Origin of the sequence: Dickeya sp. CFBP 2040, assembly GCF_012273755.1 — a bacterium.
Classification (GTDB): domain Bacteria; phylum Pseudomonadota; class Gammaproteobacteria; order Enterobacterales; family Enterobacteriaceae; genus Dickeya; species Dickeya poaceiphila.
The window spans coordinates 1-22,571 of record NZ_JAAVXH010000043.1; the positions used below are offsets into that span (position 1 = coordinate 1).

Annotated in this window: 29 protein-coding genes; 22 read left to right on the forward strand and 7 right to left on the reverse strand. The window is 50.0% G+C overall.

Annotated features, from left to right (window positions below):
• The 19 genes from Dpoa2040_RS06240 to Dpoa2040_RS06330 form a co-directional block, all read left to right on the forward strand.
• On the forward strand, positions 1–379 hold a 379-nt coding region (locus Dpoa2040_RS06240; RefSeq protein WP_168640666.1), incomplete at its 5' end, for a hypothetical protein.
• 38 nt (positions 380–417) lie between these two features.
• A complete protein-coding gene (locus Dpoa2040_RS06245) occupies positions 418–666 on the forward strand; it encodes a hypothetical protein (RefSeq protein WP_168640667.1) in 249 nt (82 codons plus the stop codon).
• A gap of 266 nt (positions 667–932) precedes the next feature.
• Positions 933–1,187 carry a KTSC domain-containing protein gene (locus Dpoa2040_RS06250; RefSeq protein WP_168640668.1) on the forward strand — a complete coding sequence of 85 codons (255 nt, stop codon included), beginning with the start codon at positions 933–935 and terminating at the stop codon, positions 1,185–1,187.
• A gap of 35 nt (positions 1,188–1,222) precedes the next feature.
• Positions 1,223–1,573 (forward strand): hypothetical protein, encoded by a 351-nt coding sequence (locus tag Dpoa2040_RS06255; RefSeq protein ID WP_168640669.1) that lies wholly within the window; start codon positions 1,223–1,225, stop codon positions 1,571–1,573.
• A 138-nt stretch (positions 1,574–1,711) separates the two neighbouring features.
• A complete protein-coding gene (locus Dpoa2040_RS06260) occupies positions 1,712–1,858 on the forward strand; it encodes a hypothetical protein (protein ID WP_168640670.1) in 147 nt (48 codons plus the stop codon).
• A 13-nt stretch (positions 1,859–1,871) separates the two neighbouring features.
• On the forward strand, positions 1,872–2,720 hold the full coding sequence (gene bet / locus Dpoa2040_RS06265) for a phage recombination protein Bet (RefSeq protein ID WP_168640671.1): 849 nt from the start codon (positions 1,872–1,874) through the stop codon (positions 2,718–2,720).
• The gene (locus Dpoa2040_RS06270; protein ID WP_168640672.1) at positions 2,707–4,260 is read left to right on the forward strand and encodes a YqaJ viral recombinase family protein; all 1,554 of its coding nucleotides are present in this window, start codon (positions 2,707–2,709) and stop codon (positions 4,258–4,260) included. The genes bet and Dpoa2040_RS06270 overlap by 14 nt, the downstream gene beginning before the upstream one ends.
• 20 nt (positions 4,261–4,280) lie before the next feature.
• Entirely contained in the window at positions 4,281–5,420 is a 1,140-nt protein-coding gene (locus Dpoa2040_RS06275; protein WP_168640673.1) for a hypothetical protein, read from the forward strand.
• A gap of 1 nt (position 5,421) precedes the next feature.
• Complete coding sequence (locus Dpoa2040_RS06280; RefSeq protein WP_168640674.1) at positions 5,422–5,835, forward strand: hypothetical protein; 414 nt, start codon at positions 5,422–5,424, stop codon at positions 5,833–5,835.
• A gap of 33 nt (positions 5,836–5,868) precedes the next feature.
• Complete coding sequence (locus Dpoa2040_RS06285; RefSeq protein WP_210423847.1) at positions 5,869–6,582, forward strand: hypothetical protein; 714 nt, start codon at positions 5,869–5,871, stop codon at positions 6,580–6,582.
• Between the two features lie 68 nt (positions 6,583–6,650).
• Positions 6,651–7,337 (forward strand): hypothetical protein, encoded by a 687-nt coding sequence (locus Dpoa2040_RS06290; RefSeq protein WP_168640676.1) that lies wholly within the window; start codon positions 6,651–6,653, stop codon positions 7,335–7,337.
• Positions 7,338–7,406: 69 nt separating this feature from the next.
• A complete protein-coding gene (locus tag Dpoa2040_RS06295) occupies positions 7,407–8,225 on the forward strand; it encodes a hypothetical protein (RefSeq protein ID WP_168640677.1) in 819 nt (272 codons plus the stop codon).
• 246 nt (positions 8,226–8,471) lie between these two features.
• Positions 8,472–8,822, forward strand: a complete 351-nt coding sequence (locus Dpoa2040_RS06300) for a hypothetical protein (RefSeq protein ID WP_168640678.1) — start codon at positions 8,472–8,474, stop codon at positions 8,820–8,822.
• A gap of 57 nt (positions 8,823–8,879) precedes the next feature.
• Positions 8,880–9,320, forward strand: a complete 441-nt coding sequence (locus tag Dpoa2040_RS06305) for a class I SAM-dependent methyltransferase (protein WP_246867258.1) — start codon at positions 8,880–8,882, stop codon at positions 9,318–9,320.
• Positions 9,317–9,496: a hypothetical protein gene (locus Dpoa2040_RS06310; RefSeq protein WP_168640679.1), complete on the forward strand. Its 180-nt coding sequence runs from the start codon at positions 9,317–9,319 to the stop codon at positions 9,494–9,496. Before Dpoa2040_RS06305 ends, Dpoa2040_RS06310 begins: the two co-directional genes overlap by 4 nt.
• Positions 9,497–9,529: 33 nt before the next feature.
• Positions 9,530–9,790, forward strand: coding sequence for a hypothetical protein (locus Dpoa2040_RS06315; protein WP_210423851.1), 261 nt, complete (start codon positions 9,530–9,532; stop codon positions 9,788–9,790).
• A gap of 75 nt (positions 9,791–9,865) precedes the next feature.
• Positions 9,866–10,342 (forward strand): hypothetical protein, encoded by a 477-nt coding sequence (locus Dpoa2040_RS06320; RefSeq protein ID WP_168640680.1) that lies wholly within the window; start codon positions 9,866–9,868, stop codon positions 10,340–10,342.
• 84 nt (positions 10,343–10,426) lie between these two features.
• Positions 10,427–10,693 (forward strand): excisionase, encoded by a 267-nt coding sequence (locus Dpoa2040_RS06325; RefSeq protein ID WP_168640681.1) that lies wholly within the window; start codon positions 10,427–10,429, stop codon positions 10,691–10,693.
• Positions 10,668–11,771 carry a site-specific integrase gene (locus tag Dpoa2040_RS06330; protein ID WP_168640682.1) on the forward strand — a complete coding sequence of 368 codons (1,104 nt, stop codon included), beginning with the start codon at positions 10,668–10,670 and terminating at the stop codon, positions 11,769–11,771. Before Dpoa2040_RS06325 ends, Dpoa2040_RS06330 begins: the two co-directional genes overlap by 26 nt.
• Before the next feature lie 435 nt (positions 11,772–12,206).
• On the opposite strand, the gene Dpoa2040_RS06335 is transcribed toward Dpoa2040_RS06330, so the two are convergent.
• A complete protein-coding gene (locus tag Dpoa2040_RS06335; RefSeq protein ID WP_168640683.1) occupies positions 12,207–12,545 on the reverse strand; it encodes a YebY family protein in 339 nt (112 codons plus the stop codon).
• Between the two features lie 249 nt (positions 12,546–12,794).
• Here Dpoa2040_RS06335 and Dpoa2040_RS06340 point away from each other — a divergent pair, with 249 nt between their 5' ends.
• Entirely contained in the window at positions 12,795–13,193 is a 399-nt protein-coding gene (locus Dpoa2040_RS06340; RefSeq protein ID WP_168640684.1) for a hypothetical protein, read from the forward strand.
• A 260-nt stretch (positions 13,194–13,453) separates the two neighbouring features.
• On the opposite strand, the gene ftnA is transcribed toward Dpoa2040_RS06340, so the two are convergent.
• The 3 genes from ftnA to copC all read right to left on the reverse strand — a co-directional run bounded on the left by ftnA (position 13,454) and on the right by copC (position 15,502).
• Positions 13,454–13,963 (reverse strand): non-heme ferritin, encoded by a 510-nt coding sequence (ftnA, locus tag Dpoa2040_RS06345; RefSeq protein WP_042870399.1) that lies wholly within the window; start codon positions 13,961–13,963, stop codon positions 13,454–13,456.
• 276 nt (positions 13,964–14,239) lie between these two features.
• The gene (copD, locus tag Dpoa2040_RS06350) at positions 14,240–15,118 is read right to left on the reverse strand and encodes a copper homeostasis membrane protein CopD (RefSeq protein ID WP_168640685.1); all 879 of its coding nucleotides are present in this window, start codon (positions 15,116–15,118) and stop codon (positions 14,240–14,242) included.
• A 3-nt stretch (positions 15,119–15,121) separates the two neighbouring features.
• Positions 15,122–15,502, reverse strand: a complete 381-nt coding sequence (gene copC / locus Dpoa2040_RS06355; protein ID WP_168640686.1) for a copper homeostasis periplasmic binding protein CopC — start codon at positions 15,500–15,502, stop codon at positions 15,122–15,124.
• Between the two features lie 163 nt (positions 15,503–15,665).
• Here copC and Dpoa2040_RS06360 point away from each other — a divergent pair, with 163 nt between their 5' ends.
• Positions 15,666–15,896 carry a DNA polymerase III subunit theta gene (locus tag Dpoa2040_RS06360; protein ID WP_042870395.1) on the forward strand — a complete coding sequence of 77 codons (231 nt, stop codon included), beginning with the start codon at positions 15,666–15,668 and terminating at the stop codon, positions 15,894–15,896.
• A gap of 516 nt (positions 15,897–16,412) precedes the next feature.
• Here Dpoa2040_RS06360 and Dpoa2040_RS06365 read toward each other — a convergent pair.
• Positions 16,413–18,464: a S9 family peptidase gene (locus tag Dpoa2040_RS06365; RefSeq protein WP_168640687.1), complete on the reverse strand. Its 2,052-nt coding sequence runs from the start codon at positions 18,462–18,464 to the stop codon at positions 16,413–16,415.
• Positions 18,465–18,751: 287 nt separating this feature from the next.
• Between Dpoa2040_RS06365 and purT the strand changes: the two genes are divergently transcribed.
• The gene (gene purT / locus Dpoa2040_RS06370) at positions 18,752–19,930 is read left to right on the forward strand and encodes a formate-dependent phosphoribosylglycinamide formyltransferase (protein ID WP_168640688.1); all 1,179 of its coding nucleotides are present in this window, start codon (positions 18,752–18,754) and stop codon (positions 19,928–19,930) included.
• 77 nt (positions 19,931–20,007) lie between these two features.
• On the opposite strand, the gene Dpoa2040_RS06375 is transcribed toward purT, so the two are convergent.
• Positions 20,008–20,649, reverse strand: coding sequence for a bifunctional 4-hydroxy-2-oxoglutarate aldolase/2-dehydro-3-deoxy-phosphogluconate aldolase (locus tag Dpoa2040_RS06375; protein WP_168640690.1), 642 nt, complete (start codon positions 20,647–20,649; stop codon positions 20,008–20,010).
• Positions 20,650–20,801: 152 nt separating this feature from the next.
• Positions 20,802–22,277, reverse strand: coding sequence for a glucose-6-phosphate dehydrogenase (gene zwf / locus Dpoa2040_RS06380; protein WP_042870388.1), 1,476 nt, complete (start codon positions 22,275–22,277; stop codon positions 20,802–20,804).
• Positions 22,278–22,571: the final 294 nt, after the last annotated feature.

Sequence of the window (22,571 nt, forward strand, 5' to 3'; positions counted from 1 at the left end):
AGGGCTGCGCCTCACCGGCTGTACCGGGCTGACGGCGCTGCCGGATGGCCTGCAGGTTGGCGGAGGGCTGCGCCTCACCGGCTGTACCGGGCTGACGGCGCTGCCGGACAACTTCTCGTGCCAGTCGCTTTATTTGGACCCTGAACATATCAACAACATCGCCTACCGCCAGCGGTGCGGCTACCACGACAGAACAATTTTTGCCGTTTGGACGAAAAACAATTTCCAGATCGCTGCAGGTTGTTTTTTGGGTCCGATCGATGTGTTTGAGAGTCGCGTCGATGCGAAATATTCCTGTGATGCAGCAAAAGCGTATAAGCGCGCAGCGCAGGAATGTATCGCGGAGTTAACGGAAAAACTGAACAAATCGGGGATCTGACAATGGCCTGTAAGTGTTTTCAAGAAACCAAGAAGGCAATGGATAAAAAATTGCGCGATGCGGCAGCAAGCAACTGTGCCGAAGTAGATGAATCTGACTTCGATAACAGGGTAATCGTCCTCGAAAAGGGTGATTACTGCAATGTCATGCTTTCTTACCGCTTCCGCTACCGCAAGCGTAAGAAAAATGGCGATCTCGAACAACGTTGCACTAATGGTGACACAAGAATCGCCATCAATTTTTGCCCATTCTGCGGCACCAAATTCAAGGGTAAAGCAGATGGGTGATGTCGGCGACCATTTTAGGGATCTAAACCCATTTCTAAAAGAAAACCGCCGTAAAGCCCGTGATGGCACATACGAACGCATTAAGGCGTTTTTTATCCGAAACGGCATAGAGCTGGAGGAAGGGAATAACACGTTGATATTCCGCACACCGCAAGGAACAGTTGCGTACTACCCACCCAGCAAGCGTATGCAACACAAAAACGAATGGAAAACATGCAGTCCGACCTACTGCATGAACTATGTACGAAAACTAAGAGGACTCACCAATGACCATTAACATGACCCCCGTTAAATCATCACAGATCCACAGCATCGGCCACGACCCGGTAACCAACACGTTGGCCATTCGTTTTAATGGGCGCAACAACGTGCCAGGCAGCCTGTATCACTACAGCAATGTGAGTGCCGATGACTTCACCGCATTCAAAGATGCGGATTCTGTTGGCTCCCACTTCTTTAAGCACATCAAGCCCCACTCTGATCGCTTCCCCTATCAGCGTATCAATGAAGACAAGAAATAAGCGGCTTTTCCCCCTGCGTCCGCTCCGGCGGGCGCATGAGTAAGGCCACTTACAAGGAGGCACTGATGAACGATTACAACCATCAACGCATGATTGAAGAAATACTGGAGGAATACGAGAGCAGGCTGGAGCAAAGCCCGGAAGAACAGCAAATCCTGACCGAACGCATCACCAATATGCACCGCAACGCACGGCTTATCGGTGACATGAAGGCGTTGCTGAAAAATCGCTGCCACATTGCCGGCACCGATGATCGCCCTATCGGCACGCTAGTCGATCTGCCTCAGACAGAAAACTATCTACTCGATGTACAGGAAGAGATATTCCGCCGCGTAGCCATGATCGAACGGGCAATGGAATTGTCGGGGTTGAGTATTGCCGCCTGAAAAGAGAAAAGCCCCGGCGTCAGCCGGGGCTATCCCGGTTGTGCAGTGACCAAACCGCACAACCTTTGAGGACTGACCAATGACCACAAGGATCATCAGCAGTTGATCGGAGACCAATCCGATCACAAGGAGGATACCATGACCACCCGCTCCGTTAAACACATCCAATATCAGCACGGTATCGGTAGCCACAATATTCACCACCACCCGCAGCAAAAGAACGGTGTGATGTTCCCATTGATCATCGTACTTGCCGCGTTTTCTGCCTTGTCACTGATTCTGTAATTAAGGACTGACCATGACCACCAGCAACACTATCACCACGTCGGCGCTTCCGCTGTCGGTGGTAAATCTTGGTATCGATGAGCCTACCTGGAACGCGTTGAAAAACAGCATTTACCCAGGTGCCAAAGACGATTCCGTGATCATGGCAGTGAATTACTGCCGCGCACGCAATCTCGATCCGCTCATGAAGCCTGTTCACTTGGTTCCCATGAGTGTGAAAGACGCTCAGTCAGGCAGAAACGAATGGCGTGATGTCGTCATGCCAGGGATTGGCCTTTACCGCATCCAGGCTGATCGCTCTGGCAGCTATGCCGGTGCTAAAGAACCAGAGTTTGGACCGGATACCACGCAGACACTGGATAACGTTGAAATCACCTTCCCGGCCTGGTGCAAGTACACCGTTTATAAGCTGATGCCTGACGGGCATATCGTTGAATTCAGCGCACGCGAATACTGGCTGGAAAATTACGCTACCAGCAGTAAGGACACCAAAGCACCGAATGCCATGTGGAAACGCCGACCGTATGCGCAACTGGCCAAGTGCGCAGAAGCGCAGGCACTGCGCAAGGCATGGCCTGAAATCGGGCAGCAGCCCACGGCGGAGGAAATGGAAGGTAAAGACCTGGACTTCAACAATGCCAAGGATGTGACGCCGAAAACAACAGAAGTTGCCGCGCCAATAGCCATTGCTTATTACCCGCAAGAACGCTTCAACGCAAACCTGCCCGCCTGGCAGGAACTGATGGATAGCGGAAAAAAGACGGCACAGCAGATCATTGCCACCGCCAGCAGCAAATACACCCTATCCGAAGAACAAGTTGCCGCAATCATCGACCTGGAGCCTATCAATGCAAATCGTTAACGTCCAACAGGGAACCGACACCTGGCACGCACTGCGTGCCAAACATTTTACCGCCAGCGAGGCCCCCGTCATGATGGCCGCCTCCAGCAAAATGCGCCGCGATGAGTTGCTGAGCATGAAGGCCACCGGCACCGAGCGCGAGGTAAGCGATTGGGTGCAAACCCATCTGTTTGATAAAGGCCATGAATATGAGGCTGCAGCACGCGCTATCGTTGAAAACATGATTGATGATGAACTGTTTCCCGCCACGGCTATTTCTGATGATGGCCGCTTGCTGGCTTCGTTCGACGGCATCACAATGACCGAAGACACACTGTTTGAGCACAAGATGTGGAATGCTTCGCTGGCCGAGCATGTTCGTAATCACGAGCTGCCCCCGGAATATTACTGGCAATTGGAACAGCAGTTGCTGGTCAGCGGCGCCAGCCGCGCTATTTTTGTGGTATCCGACGGCACAGAAGAGAATTTCGCCTGGATGGAGTACAAACCAGTGGAGGGCCGGGCCAGTGCACTGATTGCCGGTTGGGATCAGTTCGAGGCTGACCTAAAAAACTACTCGGCCCCTGTGATTAACGAACTCCCCACAGGGAAAACCATTATGCGCCTCCCGGCGTTGCTGGTTGAGATTGAAGGAACAGTAAAGCAATCGAATCTTGCCGTGTATGAAGGTCAGGCACTGGCCTTTATCCGCTCTATCAACACCAACCTGACCACCGATCAAGACTTCGCCGACGCGGAGGAAACAGTCAAATTCTGCGAAAAAGCGGAAAAGGAACTGGATTTGATCAAGCAGCAGGCGCTATCCCAGACTGAACAGATTGACCGGCTGTTCCGTACCATCGACACGTTGCGCGAAGAAATGCGCGGTAAAAGGCTTGAGCTCACTCGTCTGGTTAAATCGCGCAAAGACGAGATCCGAGCCGATATCATCACAAAGGCGCGAAATAGCTTGGCAGCACACATTGATGAACTGAACGCAACGTTGAGTGTTGTCCGGCTGCCTACTATCCCAGTGGATTTTGTCAGTGCCATTAAAGGCAAAAAGACGCTGACATCGCTGCACAGCGCTGCTAATGATGAGCTGGCACGCGCAAAAATCGAAGCCAACCAGTTGGCGGCTCAGTATCAGCAAAACCTTAAACTGTTCGATACGGTTCCACCGGAATACAAAAATCTGTTTGCGGATCTAAACCAGATTATTGGCAATGACTGGGAGCACCTGCAGTTATTGATCGAGCAGCGTATTGGCAATCAGAAAAAAATAGATGAAAGCCGGTTAGCAGCGCAAGCGCAACATAGCCCAGCATCTGCAGCAACAATGCAGGCGTCATCACAGGCTCTAACTGCTTCTCATCCAGAGCATTTGGCAGAGACAGCACAAATCCCCACCACAGCATCACAACCAGATCTTAGCCGACTCCTGGAACTGCTGCTGGTAGATTTAGCCAGTGCCGAAATTAAGCTAACCAAGCCCACAGCCCAAAAATTACTGAATGCCGTAGCTAATAACCTCGTACGGCCATTCACGCTTCGCTATTAATTCTCTTCAGGAAATCTTTTATGACAACCACAGCAACCGTCGCCGACGTGTTGGAATCATCCCTGCGTCCTGTTCGGGCGCAGCTTGATCTGGCGACATCCCAAACCACCGGCATGGCGCAGCGTTCTGTAGAGAGCGCCACAGTTCTGCTGAATCAAGCACAGGCCCTGTGTATTGAGCAAATCAACCAGGAGACTGACGAATACAACGCCCTGCTTGATCGGCTGGAGACTGCAGACAGTGCTTTGACCACCAAAGAGTTGGCGCTGAAGCAGATTCAGGAACGCATCGAAACCGCCGAACTGAGTGCCGCTGAAGCGACTGCTGAACGTGACAGCATCACGGCCAAGTACAAGCTGGCGCTTACCGATAATGCCATGCTGGCAAACGAGCGGAATCAGTTGAAATCGCTCAATCCAGAACGCATGAAATCGCAACTTGTGCGCCTCAAAGAAGATCTGGCCGACAGCCGGAAAATGCGTGACCAACAACTGACGGAAATCCGCCGACTGAAAAAAGAATTGGCCGACAAGACCAGTAAGCTCTCAGGCATGGTTCAACTCAACGACGAGTTAAACCGGCATCTGGTCGATATTCAGGCGCGGTTACGGCGTACCGACGGCGACGTAGTGCCGCGTTACTGGCAGGCCAGCAATGGCGTGCAGTTTTATTTCTACACCTTCCAATGGGGGCTTGAGCTGTACTCTCCGGAATATGACGTAAAAATTCTGAATGATATCGACTGGCACCTGGAGATCCGAAGCACCATCGGCATTTGCATGATCGTGTCTGTAACGGATTGGGCTGTCCCTATGTATCCCACCATTGAGAGTTTTAAGGATGCCTGGCCGGAAGGGCTAAATGAAGCCGTCACGGCACGCATCCGCGAGCTACTTGAAGAAACCCACCCTCACCTGGTGCGCCGCGCTGAATGGGCCGAATCAGTGCTATCCGGCACGCTGCCGCTGAAAGAGCAGTATCTGGATCTACTCAGCGCCGCTGGCATCTATTCGCTATTCGACATTGTGCGCCGCACACCGGAAATGCTTGCGGATAAGGTGAAAGGGTTCGGGATCGCCACTGCGCGCCAGGTGCACGCCAAATGTATGGGGCTGGTGAAGGATTGGGAACTGGCACAAAAACATAGCGAGGCCGCCTGATATGGAAGAAATAAATTTAGGCGTCCTCTACAAACCAGAAGATGATCGCTGCAACTGGTTGAACGTCATTATCCATCGTATGCGTGCACGATTATCAATTCGACTGGGCGAACCGTATAAACCAGAACCTAAGCCAATCTATACCGGTGATACGTTCACCCGGATGCCTTCACCCATGCCACGCATCGGAGCGCGTCGCTACTACTCATCAACCATCATGCTGGCGGTTTACCAACTGCACCGCCGAGGCATCAATGAAAATTTGATAGCCAAAGACACCAGCATTCCGGTCGGTGATATCCGCAAGTTGCTGGCCCACAAAACCGAAACACAGCGTAAACAGTGGCAACTGGCCTATCAACTGCCGTTGCCATCGAAGGCTGTGATTTTGGGGCGACTGGGAAAGGAGGTTTGAGTGAAAGAAACCGGATTGATTTTTAACAGTGGGATGGTGCGGGCAATTCTCGATGGTCGAAAGACGCAGACTCGGCGGATTATGAAGCCACAGCCTGAACCGTGCCCACTACCCCGAGGCGGCCACTGGTGGCCCAGCAATGTATTCAAAACAATGCTTCATATCGAAGAAGAAATGCAGAACGGTAAAGGCGGCTGGGGTGGGCTAGTTGGCGATGCTTGCCCGTTCGGCGATGTCGGTGACAGGATTTGGGTGCGTGAGACGTGGGGGGTTGTCAGCCATGCGTTTGATGACTATGGCATGATGACCAAGTGGATCCCTGATCGGCCTGCGATAGCAATCAATGAAATGCCGTTCGGCAATGGATACTACTCCGGTCACGTCATTTATGCCGCTGACGGCAGTTTTACATGGGGTGATGATGACGGCCATGAGGATGGCCGGTCGTGCTGGAAACCATCAATTTTCATGCCTCGCGCTGCTAGTCGCATCACGCTTGAGATTACAAAGATACGCGTGGAGAGGTTGAACGATATCACTGAGCGTGACGCTGCGCATGAGGGATTGCATCAGCTTCCAGCGTCGGGCCGCTATTGCCTTACTCCGGGTGCCCAATATTTCGGGATGGCAAGCCATAGCGCAAAAGAAGTTTTCTCTTGGTTGTGGGAATCAATCTACGGCGAAGAGTCATGGCAGAAAAATCCATGGTGCTGGGTTATTGAATTTCAGCGCGTGAGTGCTGACTGATACCGATCAGCGAAATGTGAGGCGGTTATACCTGCCGCCAGTACCAGATTTACTCAGGAGAATGATGGATGAAAATCAGCAACAAAGAACTGGAAGAAGCTAAAGCTAAATTGCACGAGGCTCTTAACGGGCCGATCTACAACCACTGGTGTTACCGTCCTTACGTCCAGCTCATCCTTGCAGCGCTTGATAGCGCAGAAAGCGAGTTGGCAACAGTGCGTCAGGCGCAGCAAGAGCCGGTGGCGTTTAGATGGCGACAGCTGGCGGATGGTGAGTTTCCAGCAAGCAAATGGGAATATCTACCGGCAGACCGCGCCGAATACTTCATTGAGCAGGTGGGCCGCAATGACAGGGGTGTAGAGTATGGATACGTCTACGCCGCCCCTCCAGCACCATTTCCTCCATCTGGATTGAGCGTTATCAACCCGGATGAATGGACTCCATGCTCACCCGAATATCTGAAATCGCGCCGCCATGCCTGCAGTGAGGCGCCTCGCGTGTGGTGCGAAAAAGAGAAAAACCACTACCACCCCAAAAACTGGCCTACGGATAAGCCATCACCAGTGGTGCCTGATGGTTGGCGGTTGGTTCCGATTGAGCCGACAGAGTCCATGCTTATAGCTCTCCATCGAGATGTGATTATCGAAGCAATTCCGAGCAAGAAAGAAACCAACATACTGAATGAAAAGGCTGTATGGGCATCAATGCTTGCTGCCGCTCCGCATCCCGATCATTCTCGTGACACCACGATTTAGACCACAGAATTGCACATGACCAACAACATTTGACCGCTATATGCGGTTTTTTTATTTGAGGACCGACCAATGACTAATATTGCAGAAGCAACATCCACCGTTAACGCAACCAGTCTGGCAACCGCTATCAATGAGCATTGCCGTCAGTTTGAAGCGTCTGAAGAATTCCGTGACATGATCAATAAGCACGTCCGGGCACTTTACGAAAAGACCATTGAAGACACGTTCCGCTGGGGTAAGTTCCCAGATGCGGTGAAGAAGGCACTGGAAGAGGCGTTGCCTGGCAATGTCACCGAAATCGCTGACCTGCCGCGCTATAACCTGCTGCTGGCCCGTGCCCTTGATGAGCAGTGGAAAACTAATGCAGTCAGCGAGCGTGTGGTAACGCGGATGCAGGAGCTGGTGAAGGACTTTATCGAGCAAGACCAGTTGCCGAAGTTCATCAAGGCATCTGACCTGTGGCGGGCTTATGTTGAACAGTATCAGGAAGAAGCTGCACACGAAGGATGGGGACGCCCGCAGGTTGTTGTCAATAATGACGACCGCGACGGCTTTTTCTACATCGGGTTTGAAAAAGAACCCGCTTCCGAAAGCTCCTACAGTTACCTGAAAAAGGAGCAAAAAGAGAAAGCGTATCATTGTGAGGTCTATCTAGGCTTTCATCAGAAGACCGTTCGAGATGGGCGCAACAACAATCCCGTTATGCACGAAGGGAGTCCTGTTTATTCGCTTTTCAACGGTAAGCTCGAACTTAACGATGTGCTGGGTAAGAAGCCGGTTCAGTTCAGGAGCACCTTCGAGAAAATGGTAGGTGCATTGTATTACGGCGATAGCCTGCTGGTGCTCGATGACGAGGCTGACGACATCTACTACCCAAATGACTATTAATCCCAATATCACCGCATCCTCACAGTGATGCGGTGAATCCCCTGACTCAATGAAACCCGAAGGAGGCCGCCTTGTTCGGTCTATTTCTTTTTGTCTGTTACACGTTCCAGCCGTGCCAATACGAGCCGCAAGGCTGGGTATATCCGGATCGGAAAAATTGCGAAGCTGATATCAGGGCGCAGAAATTGCCCACTGAATACCAGTGCCTTCCCGTTGATGCCATCATGCCGGCATGGAGCGAAAACGATGAGTAAATCCCTGATAAAACGTTGCCAGCGGCGCTGGCGCATTCGCCTGAAACCATGGGGTGATTCAAAGGTTTCCCCTTACTGGTCTAAGGCTGACATCAAATCGTTTGCGCGGGAGAGTGGAAAGATCACCGCCGATTGTCTGGTAGCGGAAATGGCAGAAAGCAACGCCAAGGCCGATTTCGCTGGGCAAGGAAATGCATACGGCTGGTCACCGGAGTTTTCTCGTTATTTTGATGAAAACCGTGGGCGCTACACAAATGAAGCGCTCCACTTTCTGACAGGCGAGATCACAATTGAAGAGATTGACGACAGTATTGATACTGAAATTGATTGTTGGGGGGCGTAAATGCCTATGCCCTCCCACTCCCAACGCCCCATTCTTGATATGTGCTGCGGTTCAAGGATGTTTTGGTTTGATCACGACGATGACCGAGTAGTATTCGCAGACATTCGCCGGGAACAGCACACGCTTTGTGATGGCCGCAGCCTGGAGATAAATCCCGATATTGTGGCCGACTTCCGCGCCCTTCCCTTCAACAATGAGCAATTTGCTCTGGTCGTCTTTGATCCGTCCCACCTTCTGCGCGCTGGCGGGAGCAGCTGGCTGCGTAAAAAGTACGGCGCGTTAGACAAAGAGACATGGCAAGACGATTTGCGGGCCGGATTCACTGAAGCGTTCCGAGTGCTGAGGCCGCTCGGCGTGTTGGTGTTTAAGTGGAATGAAACGCAAATCCCCATCCGTGAAGTGCTGGCACTGACTGACCAAAAACCAGCGTTTGGCCACTTATCAGGTAAACGCAGCAATACGCACTGGGTTTGTTTTATCAAAGGAGAAAATGAGTGACCGATTTAACAAAGACAATAATCGTTACCCTGGAATTAGACATTCCAGCTTCAGCAACCGAAGAGGACATCTCTGATTTCGTCGATGTTGAATTTGCTCAGTGTAACAGCATGAAATTGGATAATCCGTGCAGAGATAATTTTGAAATCGTCGGCCATTCATGGATGGCTGAATAACATGATCCAAACAATAAAAATGAGTGGTGATTTATGATGCCAAAAGAAGGGGGGCCAGCGTTTCCTGTTGAAACACAATTTAACCCAATCAGTATGCAAGCAGGCATACGTCAGACTGGAGATAACTACCTTTACCAGTTCCCCGGCATGACGTTACGCGATTACTTTGCAGCAAAGGCGATGCAAGCTTGGCTTTCGCAGATAGCACCAGAAGAGATGGAAGATATGATGAACCGCTGGGCTGACAACAGTTATGAAATGGCTGATGCCATGTTAAATGCTCGGGGAGTTTAACAACATTTTCCATAGGATTAATAACCAAGCCGCCTAACCCGCGGCTTTTTTATATCCTACGGTTAGGAGAGACACATGCATGATGTATGGTTAGTTCCGTTCCCAGAATCGAAAACAGAACATAACGGATATCCTGTCTACTGGCGATATTTTGAAACCGTTCAGGCGGCGGGAATTGAAGTTATCGCCGAGCAGTATATTGCCTTCCACCAGACTAATAGCTATGCCTTTCTATGCCCTGCTCGCTGGGCTAAGGATTATGATATCGATCGGGATAAGGCGCGATGGCTCGACGGATGGAAAAAGAAAGATATGCGATACGCGATCAAGAAAGTCGCAAAATCAGCAGAGCGTTCTTTTGCCTTTCCATCACAACAATTGGCATTAGAAAGCCTGCTACGCCGAAAGAAATACCACCTGATGCGGCTAAAGCAGGACGTTGCCATTATCACCACCGTTGTTGAAGAAATGATAAAGCTGGATTTGTCATCCACACAAATCGAATACAACTTCGGCCATAATGCCGAAACAGAAAACTGGATTTTCTACTAACAACCACAGCCCCTTCCTTATCCAAATAGAACGACCAAAAATAAGGGCGTGTCATCGGCACGCCCATCTTTCGAGGCTTGACCAATGACAAAGCTAATAACATTAGAAGAATGGCGCGCAAGAAATTACTCAGATAAACCGCCAACCATCCAAACATTGCAGCGCTGGGCGCGAGCTGGGAAAATCTACCCCGCTCCAGAAAAGCATGGCCGGGAATATCGAGTTACAGAAGATGCCATTTTTATAAATCCTAAAAGTTTTTCACTGGCTAAAAAGATGGTGCAGGACAGCCCAGCTTTATCACCATTGATGGAGAAAATTATTCATGGCAAAACGTCCCAAAAGGTATGATACCAATTTACCGCGAAATCTCACCTACCGAAAAGCACGTAAGGCGTTTTACTGGAGAAATCCAGTATCCGGAGAAGAAATATCAATGGGTCAGATATCGCGGCGCGATGCAATATCCCAGGCGATAGAAGCCAACCATTATATTGAAAGCAATTTCACACCAGTCGCACTGATGCAACGCTTGATAAAAAATAAGGATGATAGCGAACCTACAATAACATTTTCCGACTGGATGAAAAGCTACGAATCCATATTAAAGCGGAGAGATTTAGCAGATAACACAATCAAAGCCAGAACAAAGCAGATAGGTTATCTATGTAACAGGTTTGGGGAAATGGATATTACGAAAATCACAACAAAGGATATCGCAGAATTTATTAACAGCTATATTGATTCTGGTAAAAATACGACAGCATCAACGATGAGATCGTTACTGGTTGATATATTCCGCGAGGCGATTTCAAATGGCATCACAACAAACAATCCGGCAGAAGTAACAAAAACACCATCCGTGCGTGTCAAACGCGAGCGCCTGAAACTGGATGAATATTGGCTGATTTGCGCCGCAGCTTGTGCAAATCAACCAGAATGGGTTGAGTTGGGCATACTGATGGGGCTGGTTACAGGCCAACGGCGTGAAGACATTTGCGAAATGAAGAAGAGCGATATCCGAGACGATAGGTTGTGGATCGTGCAGGGAAAAACGGGCGCTCAAATCTCGATCCCACTAGATTTAAAACTGAATGCCGCCAGCCTTACGTTAAGGCAAGTTGTAGAACGGTGCATGTCATCAAATAATAGCGAATATTTGATCGGTTCAGATAGTCGCAAAACGGGCCGGGTGCCTGGCGCGCTTCACCCAGATACGCTGACTAAAGCATTCGTTGCTGCAAGAAAAAATTGCGGACTGACATTCACAGATTCGCCACCGACATTTCATGAAATACGAAGTTTGGCAGGCCGGTTATATGAAAAAGAATATGGAAAAGCATTCGCTCAGAAATTACTCGGCCATAAATCAATGAAGATGACAGACAAGTACCTGGATACCAGAAAAAAAGAGTGGACGATGCTGTAAGTAAATAGCTTTGCGAAATGAAGTTAGTAGTTCTTATTTTTTATAATATCTCTATTATTGTATATAATGGATAATGATGATTATCTAATCTGTTACCAATTTACACCGGGTACGTATTTTCGGACGAATTTCGGACATTTTCGGATACGTGAAAATAAATAATTTAAAATCAATGAGATAAAAAAAGACCGAACACGATTCCTGTGCCCGGTCTAGGGAAATGGCTCTTGGGAGAGAGCCGTGCGCTAAAAGTTGGCATTTGTTGCGTGCTGCATCGCAGCCCACACTTTAAGCGTAGCCGACCCACTTTTGTTTTCCAGTCTGGCCCGTTTTTTGACGGTCAATTCCGAAACAATCTGTACACTTTGTGACAACCAACGCAAACCTGTCACCTGTCTATCCGTGCACACAGTTTTCTCTGGCGTGCTACGTGCGCTACTGACAGAGGCTCTGCGCCCGGTCAATAAAAGGCTGCAGACTCATTTTTTGCCCTGGATTCTGCGGATTATCCAGAAGGATGGTTTCCAGCGCACTCGCGTTCACCCTACCCGAACTCACCTGCTCACGTGCTACGTCATTAAGTGGATACTGTACCAATGTGCTGGGGTTAATCACGTACATGGCGTGATCCGGGCAACAAATCAACTGGACTTCCTCGCGGTTGAATGCCCAACGCGAACCGTATTCCAGTTTACTTAAATTAGCTAACTGCGGTGCGGCCAGCACCGGAGCTGACAGCATAAAGATAACAAGTGACGGTACTACTTTCTTCATCGTGATATTCCATGTAGATCACCCTGACAGGAAAGGGTTCCAAGCGTATCGTCTGGCACGGTGATTTGCTATTGCTGAGGTACGCAGGAATTTATCCTCGCCGAAATCCTGATCATAACGACCAGCACTGATGAAGTCGAGCTAACGGTACAGTCGTTGCAATCAGAGAAACATGTTAATGGTTAATATGCCGTTGATGTTGGGTCTGACATGATGTAATGGGAAATATTACAGATAGGATAATCAATAATGAGAAAATTTATTTTTGCCGTTGCTATATCGTTAGTATTGTCAGGGTGTGCGACACAGCAATCCCCAACACCGATACAGGTTGAAACCGCTGATTATGGAACGCTGCCAGCAGATTATAAAAAGCAAATATACGCGTATTGTAGCTTTGCACTTAAAGATCCTTACAGTGCCCGTTATACATTCATGTCGCCTTATAAGGGCTACCTGGAGGAGGGTTCAAAGTTATCATCAAAATACAAAGTCACATTCGGCTGGGTTGTTCCTGTATGGGTGAATGCGAAGAATGGCTATGGTGCCTATATGGGAAAACGCAAGGTGCTGTTTGTGTTCTCTGAGGGAAAAATCCGTAACTCTTCAATTAACAAATCGTTTGGTAAAGTGACACCGGTTATTTGACTCATTAGTCACACCATAGTAAGGTCTTGCTTCTGTGAGACCTTATTATATTTCTCAGTGTGTATGGCATATTTTAATCTGAAAGATATTAATATTCTGATCACCGCTCAGAGTTAAAAATGGCAGGTAAGATAGCGGCTATACTGAGCAATACAGCAATTAGGGAATATATGCCAACGCACCTGCAACTCGAATTATTTAGGGTATAGGCGAAAAAATAATAAACCGGGCAGCAGGATAACCCTGCTACCCAACGAATATCAGGCAGACGGTGAAACAGACGTCGCCATCTTTTTCAGATCCTGATCAATAAAGAACAAGCCACCTTCCTGAGCATTTACCATAGCCAACTTGTCGAGAATAGACTTGAACAACTTCTCCTCTTCATGTTGCTCCGCCACATACCATTGCAGGAAGTTGAAAGTAGAGTAATCCTGCAATGTCATAGCGGCATGAGCCAGCTCATTAATCTTTTGGGTAATCAATTGTTCGTGTTCATAGGTGATTTTAAACACATCCTGAAGCGAATTGAAATCAACAGGCGGCGCAGCAATCGCCCCCAGCACCGGCATACTGCCAGTATCGTCCAGATAATCAAACAGACGTTGCATGTGATCCATCTCTTCGCGGGAATGCGATTTCAGGAAAACAGATGCCCCCTCAAAACCTTTGTCGCCGCACCAGGCGCTCATCTGCAGGTATAAGTTGGCGGAATAAAATTCAAGATTAAGCTGCTCATTCAGTTTTTGAATCATTTCTTTTTTTAACATGGCCGTTCCTTATTTCTACTGGCAGGTGACTGATGGAGTAGCATTATGCCTGCAACTAGCAGATTTTAAAACATACCATTAACGAAATGATGAATTAATTTATTATAAATTCAACGCATTATCATTTGAGTATGATAATTGATTTCATTATTTAGACAATGTTCATATAGTGAATTTGATAATTATTTTCACTAAACAGGTTTTATTAAAAATAGGGGTAATGGTTTTATGTGAATTAAGGCGGCACGATACAATACATTCGCCTGCTCATCTGATTCAGGCCGGTGACAATGTGGCCCAAAAACTGACCAGCACAATCACCACAACCGACAACACCAGTTCAGCTGTAGTCAATCGTAAGAAATAGTGGTACGCAACGGTAGTGGCACCCCGAAAACGCGGCACCACCCAGTAGCGGTTGAATAACGCCAGCAATACCATCACCACGACCAGCAGAATTTTCACTGTCAGCAAGGTGCCATACAGCCCTGTCTGCGACAACGGCCAACCAACAATCAACCCCACATTCACCACCCCAGACAGGATAGTCAACGCAACGGCCAGGTGACCGTAACGGGAAAAACGCATCATCGTCAGGATGGCATCTGCGCGTGTCTGCACCTGTTGGGCATCCCGCAGCACCGGTAACAAAGGCGCAAGTCCGCCGCCCCAAAATGTCACTGCCAGCAAATGTACCGTCTGGTTAATACCATGCAGCACGCCCGGCCATCCCTCCAGCATTGCTGCATGTCCCACCCATGCCATACCACAGAGCTGCAATACACCAAGAGTCAACACCCCCGTATACCAGAAACGATGACGCCAGAACAACATGACACAAACGATCAACGCCAGCACCGGTTGCCAAACCCACAGCATCCCAAAACGGGTGCTCAGCACCGCCAGCCAGGTGTCAGCATCACTGATATTACGCCAGTCGCCACTCATCAACCCAGTCTGCGCCGCCAGTATGGCAATGGCAGTCAATAATGCCATCACGCTACTGATGCCCATCAATCCACGTAACTGCGACACCAGCCGCCCCCGGTATGAACAGGGAGACAAGAACCCGCAATAACATGTTGCGCCAACTAGCAACATGAGGCTGGAAAAATGTCCGATACGCAATAATGCGTATAATCCTTCCAGCATCATCAATTAGTTAACGCCAAAGCGATAGCTTCCTTTGGTTTTATGACCATCGACAGACAACACATGCCAGCTAACCTGATAGTTGCCGCTGGTCAGCGGCTTCTCTAGCGGCACCACCAAAACGTTATGATGAGCATTTTCTACTGTCGCCTTGCCTACAGGCACAGACTGTCCCGCCAGCGTCAGCTCAACGCCACTAAATGCGCCCTCAATATCTTCAGAAAAAAGCAGCGTCAGAGATGACGGTGCCGTTTGTGCCGCAATATTCGTATCTGCCGCCGGTGTCTGACTTTTGAGGTGTGCATGAGCCAGCGCCGCATGAGAGATAACCAGACCACTCACTAACAGCGCCACGTTCAGGGCCGGAAAAATTTTACGCTTCAACATGATATTATCCTTTCTGACGGTTCCCCATCACATTCAGGCAACTAATAAATCAGTGGCAAGGATACGGACCGCTGGATGCCTTGTCGAGAGGAAGGAAGGTAACAGTATTTGCCAATTCAACGCTTCTGATTTACTTTTGTGGCGCAAATAAGAGGAGGCAATTATGGGATACAATCTGGCCGACCTGCCTTATGAAGAAATGGAAAAGGTCAATGTAGATTTGGCAGCATCCGGCGTGGCGTTTCGAGAACGCTATAACATGCCGGTAATTTTGGACGAAATCGAGCAACAGCAGCCTGCACATCTGCGCATCTATTTTCGGGAAAGAGTGGGCTATTATCGGGAAATGTCCCACCAGTTTTCCACCTTGCCTTATGATCCTAACAGTAAATAACAATCACGCTATCCGAACCCCGTCGGGTAGCGCCTGTATTGCTTCCTGATTCCAGTTTTAGACTATTCTGCTACTCCTCCACTACCCCACGTGCAATGCTTCACTTGTCAAAAAAGCGTGTTTCCTCTTGCATCTTTGATCAAACAAGAGGTTAATAAACGGGCATACCAACCTTTTACCAAGCGAGGCACAAGATGAGTAAAGGAATGGACAGCAAGAAAAACGCCAAGAAAAAACCGCTGAAAACCGCTGCACAAAAACGAGCGGAAAAGCGGGCTAAACGGGATCAACCACAACCCGAAACCAACTGAAACCAACTACGTTGCCTGTCTTTTCACTGTTAACTGACATCATCGTCATTCAGGCAACATTCTGCGATCACCCTCTGCCTCCTGACACCCGGTGATCGCAGTTTCAACTCCCCGTTTCGCCTCTCTTTTTCCCCCATAAGCCGGTAAGAAATCGGCGATCATCCTCTTGTCCGCCATCTTGTCTGTCATACCTGAGTCACTGGCTCTATTTTGACAATGCCTGACGCTCCAGCACCATCAGCAAAAAGGTGAATTCCTGTGCGATGTCTTCAAACTGAGCCAGACGGCCAGATTTACCGCCATGTCCTGACTCCATATCGGTGTGCAACAGCAGCAGGTGATCATCGGTTTTCAATTCACGCAATTTTGCTACCCATTTGGCCGGTTCCCAATATTGAACCTGAGAATCGTGCAGACCCGTGGTCACCAGCAGATGGGGATACGCCTGCGCCGATACGCTGTCATAAGGACTATATTGTTTGATGTACTGATAATCCCCCATATTGTTGGGGTTGCCCCACTCATCATATTCACCAGTAGTGAGTGGAATAGACTCGTCCAGCATGGTGGTGAGCACATCGACAAACGGCACCTGTGCTACCACACCATGGAACAGTGACGGCGCCATATTGATGACAGCGCCCATCAGTAATCCGCCGGCACTGCCGCCCATCGCAAAGGTTTTTGCCGAATCGCCATAACCGCGTGCCAGCAGAGTCTGTGTGACATCGATGAAATCCGTAAAGGTGTTCATTTTGTTGAACAACCGCCCTTGATCATGCCATTGCTGCCCTAACTCGCCACCGCCGCGAATATGCGCCAGGGCATACACAAAACCGCGATCAAGCAGGCTAAGGCGGCTGCTGCTGAACTCCGGATCCATGCTACTGCCATAAGCACCATAGCCATAGACCAGCAGCGGACTTTGAGCCAGTTTGCAATCTTTCTGATATACCAACGATACTGGTACTGATTCACCATCACGGGCGGTTACCCACACACGTTCACTTCGGTAATTACCCGCATCAAAATTTTTCACTTCGGATTGTTTGAGCACCACCTGCACGCCGGTTGCCATATCCAACTCATAAATAGTCATTGGTGTGGTCATTGAGGAATAGCCGTAACGCAGTTGCGTACTTTCTGGCGTCGGGTTATAGCTCAGCCAGGTCACATAGGCCGGGTCGTTAAAGGTTATCTGGCGAGATTCCGCCGTCTGCCAGTGAACATAGCGAATATGAGTCAGTCCGCGCTCACGCTCTTCAACGACGTACCAGTCATCAAACAGCGAAAACCCTTCCAGCACACGTTCCGGACGCGGGGCAATCAACGCATCCCACGTTGACTCGCTGGCGTCGCTGGCACGATAAAAGCCGAAGGTTTTGCCATCCTTATTGGAGCGAACATAAAATGCATCGCGGAAATGGTCGATCACATATTCGTGATCCGGTCGGCGCGGCACAAACACACACGGTTTTGCCTGCGGGTCAGCGGCATCCAGCAACAGAATTTCTGTACTGGTAGTGCTGTCGAGATAAATCAGGATATAACGCTCAGATGTGGTTTTATCCAGACTAAGATAGAACGCATCATCCGTTTCTTCATACACCAGTTCATCCAGTTGCGGATCATCCCCTAAACGATGTCGATACACCTGATAAGGCAGCAAGGTCTGCGGATGTTTACGCACGTAATAGAAGGTACGAGAATCTGACGCCCACTCACTACCCGCAGAGACATTCTCCAGTCGATCTGCCAGCCACTCGCCAGTGGTGAGGTCCTGAAACGTCACCACATACTGCCGACGAGAGAGCAAATCTTCCGCCACGCTCATCAGACGGTTATCAGGGCTGACACCCAGCGCACCAAGATTATAGAATTCACTGCCTGCCGCCCGCTGATTACCATCCAGCAATACCTGCCAGGCGTCGTTCTCCGTTTCCTGTTCCTGCTGACGCTGATAGATAGCGTAATCTTTGCCGGATTCATAACGGCTCTGGTAACGATAGCCGCGTTTCACATAGGGCACGGAAACATCTTCACCGGGAATCCGCGCCACCATTTCCTCATACAAGGTCTGACGCAACGCCGCATGAGGTGCCATCGTCTGCTCGCAATAACGATTCTCTTCCTGCAGCCAACCCAGCACCTCTGGGTTATTGCGTTCATCATCTCGCAGCCAGTAGTAATTATCGATGCGGGTATCGCCATGCATCGTCATCACATGTGGGCGTCTTTCGGCTTGCGGCGCTTTCATCCACGTCACTCCTTTCCATCATTCGATCAGGTTCTGCCTTACATCACCTCTCGGTTTATGCTGGCGAACCAGCGGCAATGAGGCAGCAAATGCCCAAAGCCTGTCATGAATCGGCAGGGGAATCCAGCATGTGCCGAGATCTGCATGAATTTTCAATCGCTTTTGCGTACCGGTACGCGAATGATGCCAAACGCAAACGTTTTCGTTTATACTGCAGCCACGTTCGGGCCCCAGTCTGCCCGTTTTTACTACAACCTCTTTCTTACAACACCATCAGGTATCAGGTTATGTTAACAATGGGAACAGCCCTGCGTCCCGGAGCCACTCGCGTCATGCTGTTAGGTTCCGGCGAGTTGGGAAAAGAAGTGGCGATAGAGTGTCAGCGTCTGGGAATTGAAGTCATCGCGGTGGATCGCTACGCCGATGCCCCGGCAATGCAGGTTGCCCATCGTAGCCATGTCATCAATATGTTGGACTGCGACGCATTAAAACAGCTGGTATTGCAGGAACGCCCCGATTATATCGTGCCTGAAATCGAAGCTATCGCCACCGACATGCTGGTTGCTTTGGAACAGCAAGGGCAACGTGTAGTGCCGTGCGCTGAAGCCACCCGTCTTACCATGAACCGTGAAGGTATCCGCCGGCTGGCAGCGGAAACGCTGGGCTTGCCGACGTCCAGTTATCGTTTTGCCGCTGACGAAGTCGCGTTTCGTCAGGCCGCTCAGGAGTTAGGCTTTCCCTGTATCGTCAAACCGGTGATGAGTTCCTCAGGGAAAGGTCAGAGCCTGATCCGTTCTCCCGAACAGTTGGATCACGCCTGGCGCTATGCCCAGGAAGGGGGCCGGGCTGGCGGCGGAAAAGTGATTGTAGAAGGGCTGGTAAAATTCGATTTCGAAATCACACTGTTAACCATCCATGCCGTTGACGGCCTGCACTTCTGCGAACCGATTGGTCACCGTCAGGAAGACGGCGATTACCGCGAATCCTGGCAACCGCAACAGATGAGCGACCTGGCGTTAACGCGGGCTAAAGAGATCGCTGGTAACGTGGTAAAAGCGCTGGGAGGGTTCGGCCTGTTTGGCGTGGAGCTGTTTATCTACGGTGACGATGTCATTTTCAGTGAGGTTTCGCCGCGCCCACACGATACCGGCATGGTGACGCTCATTTCGCAGGATCTGTCCGAGTTTGCCTTACATGTTCGCGCGTTTCTCGGTTTGCCGATCGGTGCAATCCGCCAGTACGGTCCATCCGCTTCTGCGGTTATTCTACCGGAGCTAACCAGCAATAATGCACGTTATCAAGGGCTGGAACACGCGCTGCAACCCCATACACAGATTCGTCTGTTCGGCAAACCGGACATCAGCGGACGCCGTCGGATGGGTGTCGCACTGGCGACCGCCGACAGCACTGATGCGGCAGTACAACTGGCGAAAGCAAGTGCATCTGCCGTTAATGTCATCGGCTAACGTCAGGCACAAAACGCGATTAAACACAAAAAAGCCCGCAATTGCGGGCTTTTTGAATGAAAAAAGGGAAAAAACGATTAGGCTGTCGCACCTGCGACTGCTTCACGCGCCAGCATGGTGATGCGATCATAATCGCCGCTTTCCAATGCATCAGCAGGCACCAGCCAGGAACCACCGACGCACAGCACGCTTTTCAGCGCCAGATAGTCGCAGTAATTCTTCAGCGAAATGCCGCCAGTCGGGCAAAAACGGATCTTGCCGAACGGACCGGCTATCGCCTGAAGTGCCTTTACCCCACCGTTAGCCTCTGCCGGGAAGAATTTAAACTCACGCAAACCGTAATCCATCCCCAGCATCAGTTCGGATACCGTACTAATTCCAGGGATCAGCGGAATAGTGCCTTCTGTTGCGGCTTTCAACAACGGCTCAGTCAGACCGGGGCTGATGGCAAACTGCGCCCCTGCTGCGGTCACTTCCGCCAATTGCTGCGGGTTGATAACCGTGCCCGCACCGACGATGGCGTCCGGTACTTCCTGAGCGATGAGGCGAATTGCCTCTACCGCACAATCGGTACGCAGCGTCAGTTCCAGCACACGTACGCCACCCGCCACCAGTGCTTTCGCCATCGGCACCGCGTGTTCCAGTTTATTAATCACAATTACAGGAACAACCGGACCGGCTGTCAGAATGTGTTCCGCACTGGTTTTCCAGTTTTTCATCGAGGGTAATCTCCAGTCATGCCCAACGGGCATCGATTAATTATCTGGCGCGCCCCTGCCACAGGGATCTGCAGTGACCCACAGATGTCCGACCGCACCGTCAGCCAAAAAACGCTAACGGCTTCGCCCTGCTACAGACAGGGCAAAACCGCTTATTCCACCTCGTTCCAGGAACGCCCATCGCGGGTAATCATGGCGACAGAGGCTACCGGTCCCCAGGTCCCAGCCTGATAAGGCTTGGGAGAATCATTGTCCATTGCCCAGGCATCCATAATCGAATCCACCCATTTCCAGGCTTCTTCCACCTCGTCACGACGCACAAACAGCGCCTGAATACCGCGCATACTTTCCAGCAACAACCGTTCATAGGCGTCAGCCAGATGTTGCTGGTTAAAGGTTTCCGAGAAGCTCAGGTCAAGCTTGGTCGTCTGCAAGCGATGTTTATGGTCAAGCCCAGGGATCTTGTTGAGAATCTGGATTTCCACCCCTTCGTCTGGTTGCAGACGGATGATCAGCTTGTTTTGCGGCAACTGCTGATAGGAATCGTGGAATAAATTGAGCGCCGGGTTTTTAAAGTAGACCACCACTTCCGAGCATTTTGACGGCAAGCGCTTGCCGGTGCGCAGATAAAACGGTACACCGGACCAACGCCAGTCATCGATATCGACGCGAATCGCCACGAAGGTTTCGGTATTACTGGTTTTGTTGGCCCCTTCTTCTTCCAGATAACCCGGCACTTTCTTGCCCTGGACAAACCCGCTGGTGTACTGACCGCGCACCGTTACGTCATGCACGTTGGATCGATCAATACGGCGCAGTGACCGCAGGACTTTCACCTTCTCATCACGAATGCGATCAGTGCTTAGATCCGCCGGCGGCGACATGGCAATCATGGTCAAAATTTGCAACAGATGGTTCTGAATCATGTCGCGCATCTGGCCAGCTTTATCGAAATACCCCCAACGTCCTTCAATGCCGACCTCTTCCGCCACGGTAATCTGCACGTGGTCGATAGTGCGGTTATCCCAATTGTTGGCAAACAAGGAATTGGCGAAACGTAGCGCCAGCAAATTCAGCACGGTTTCTTTGCCGAGATAGTGGTCGATACGGTAGACCTGGCTTTCGTTGAAAAACTCCGCCACCTGATTATTGATCACCCGTGACGACGCCAGATCCGTGCCCAGCGGTTTTTCCATCACCACGCGCGCCGGTTCTTTATTCAGACCAGCCTGCCCCAGGCCGCGGCAGATCGCACCGAAAGTGCTCGGCGGCATGGCGAAATAATTGATAGTAGTGCGATTAGGCTGATCGAGCATCAATCCTAAGCGCTTAAAACCTTCAGTGTCTTCCACATCCAGATTACAGAAGTCAAGCCGATTGCTCAGTGTTGTCCATAATGCCGGGTCAAGCGGCTCCTTGAGAAAGGTTTCCAGCGCTTCATGCACCACGTTGGTATAGGCGTCGCGGTCCCATGCCGCCCTTCCTACACCGATAATGCGGGTTTCTGGATGAATATGGCCTGCTTTTTCCAGTTGATACAGTGAAGGCAGCAATTTACGGCGCGCAAGGTCGCCCTTCGCACCGAAAATAACCAGGTCACACGCCTGGGCTGTTGACGTTACCGCCATTTTCAATCTCCTCATTGCAGGACGCTGTAATTTTATTACATTAATAATGTACTATTTTTGACACAAACCAGTAAACCCGTGAGAAAACCACATTATCAACTGATTACTGTATCACAAGACCTCAGAACCTATTGTGCTGGTGAAAAAAATGAGTCTGGCATCTACTTAAAAGAGAAACTTTCCATCATTTTTGACAACCAATTACCATTCTGAAAGTTAGACACACATCATATTCTGACAAAAAAAGCTGATGCCTTGCTGTGTCGCCCTCTGCCAACCGTTACTGGCTCGTAG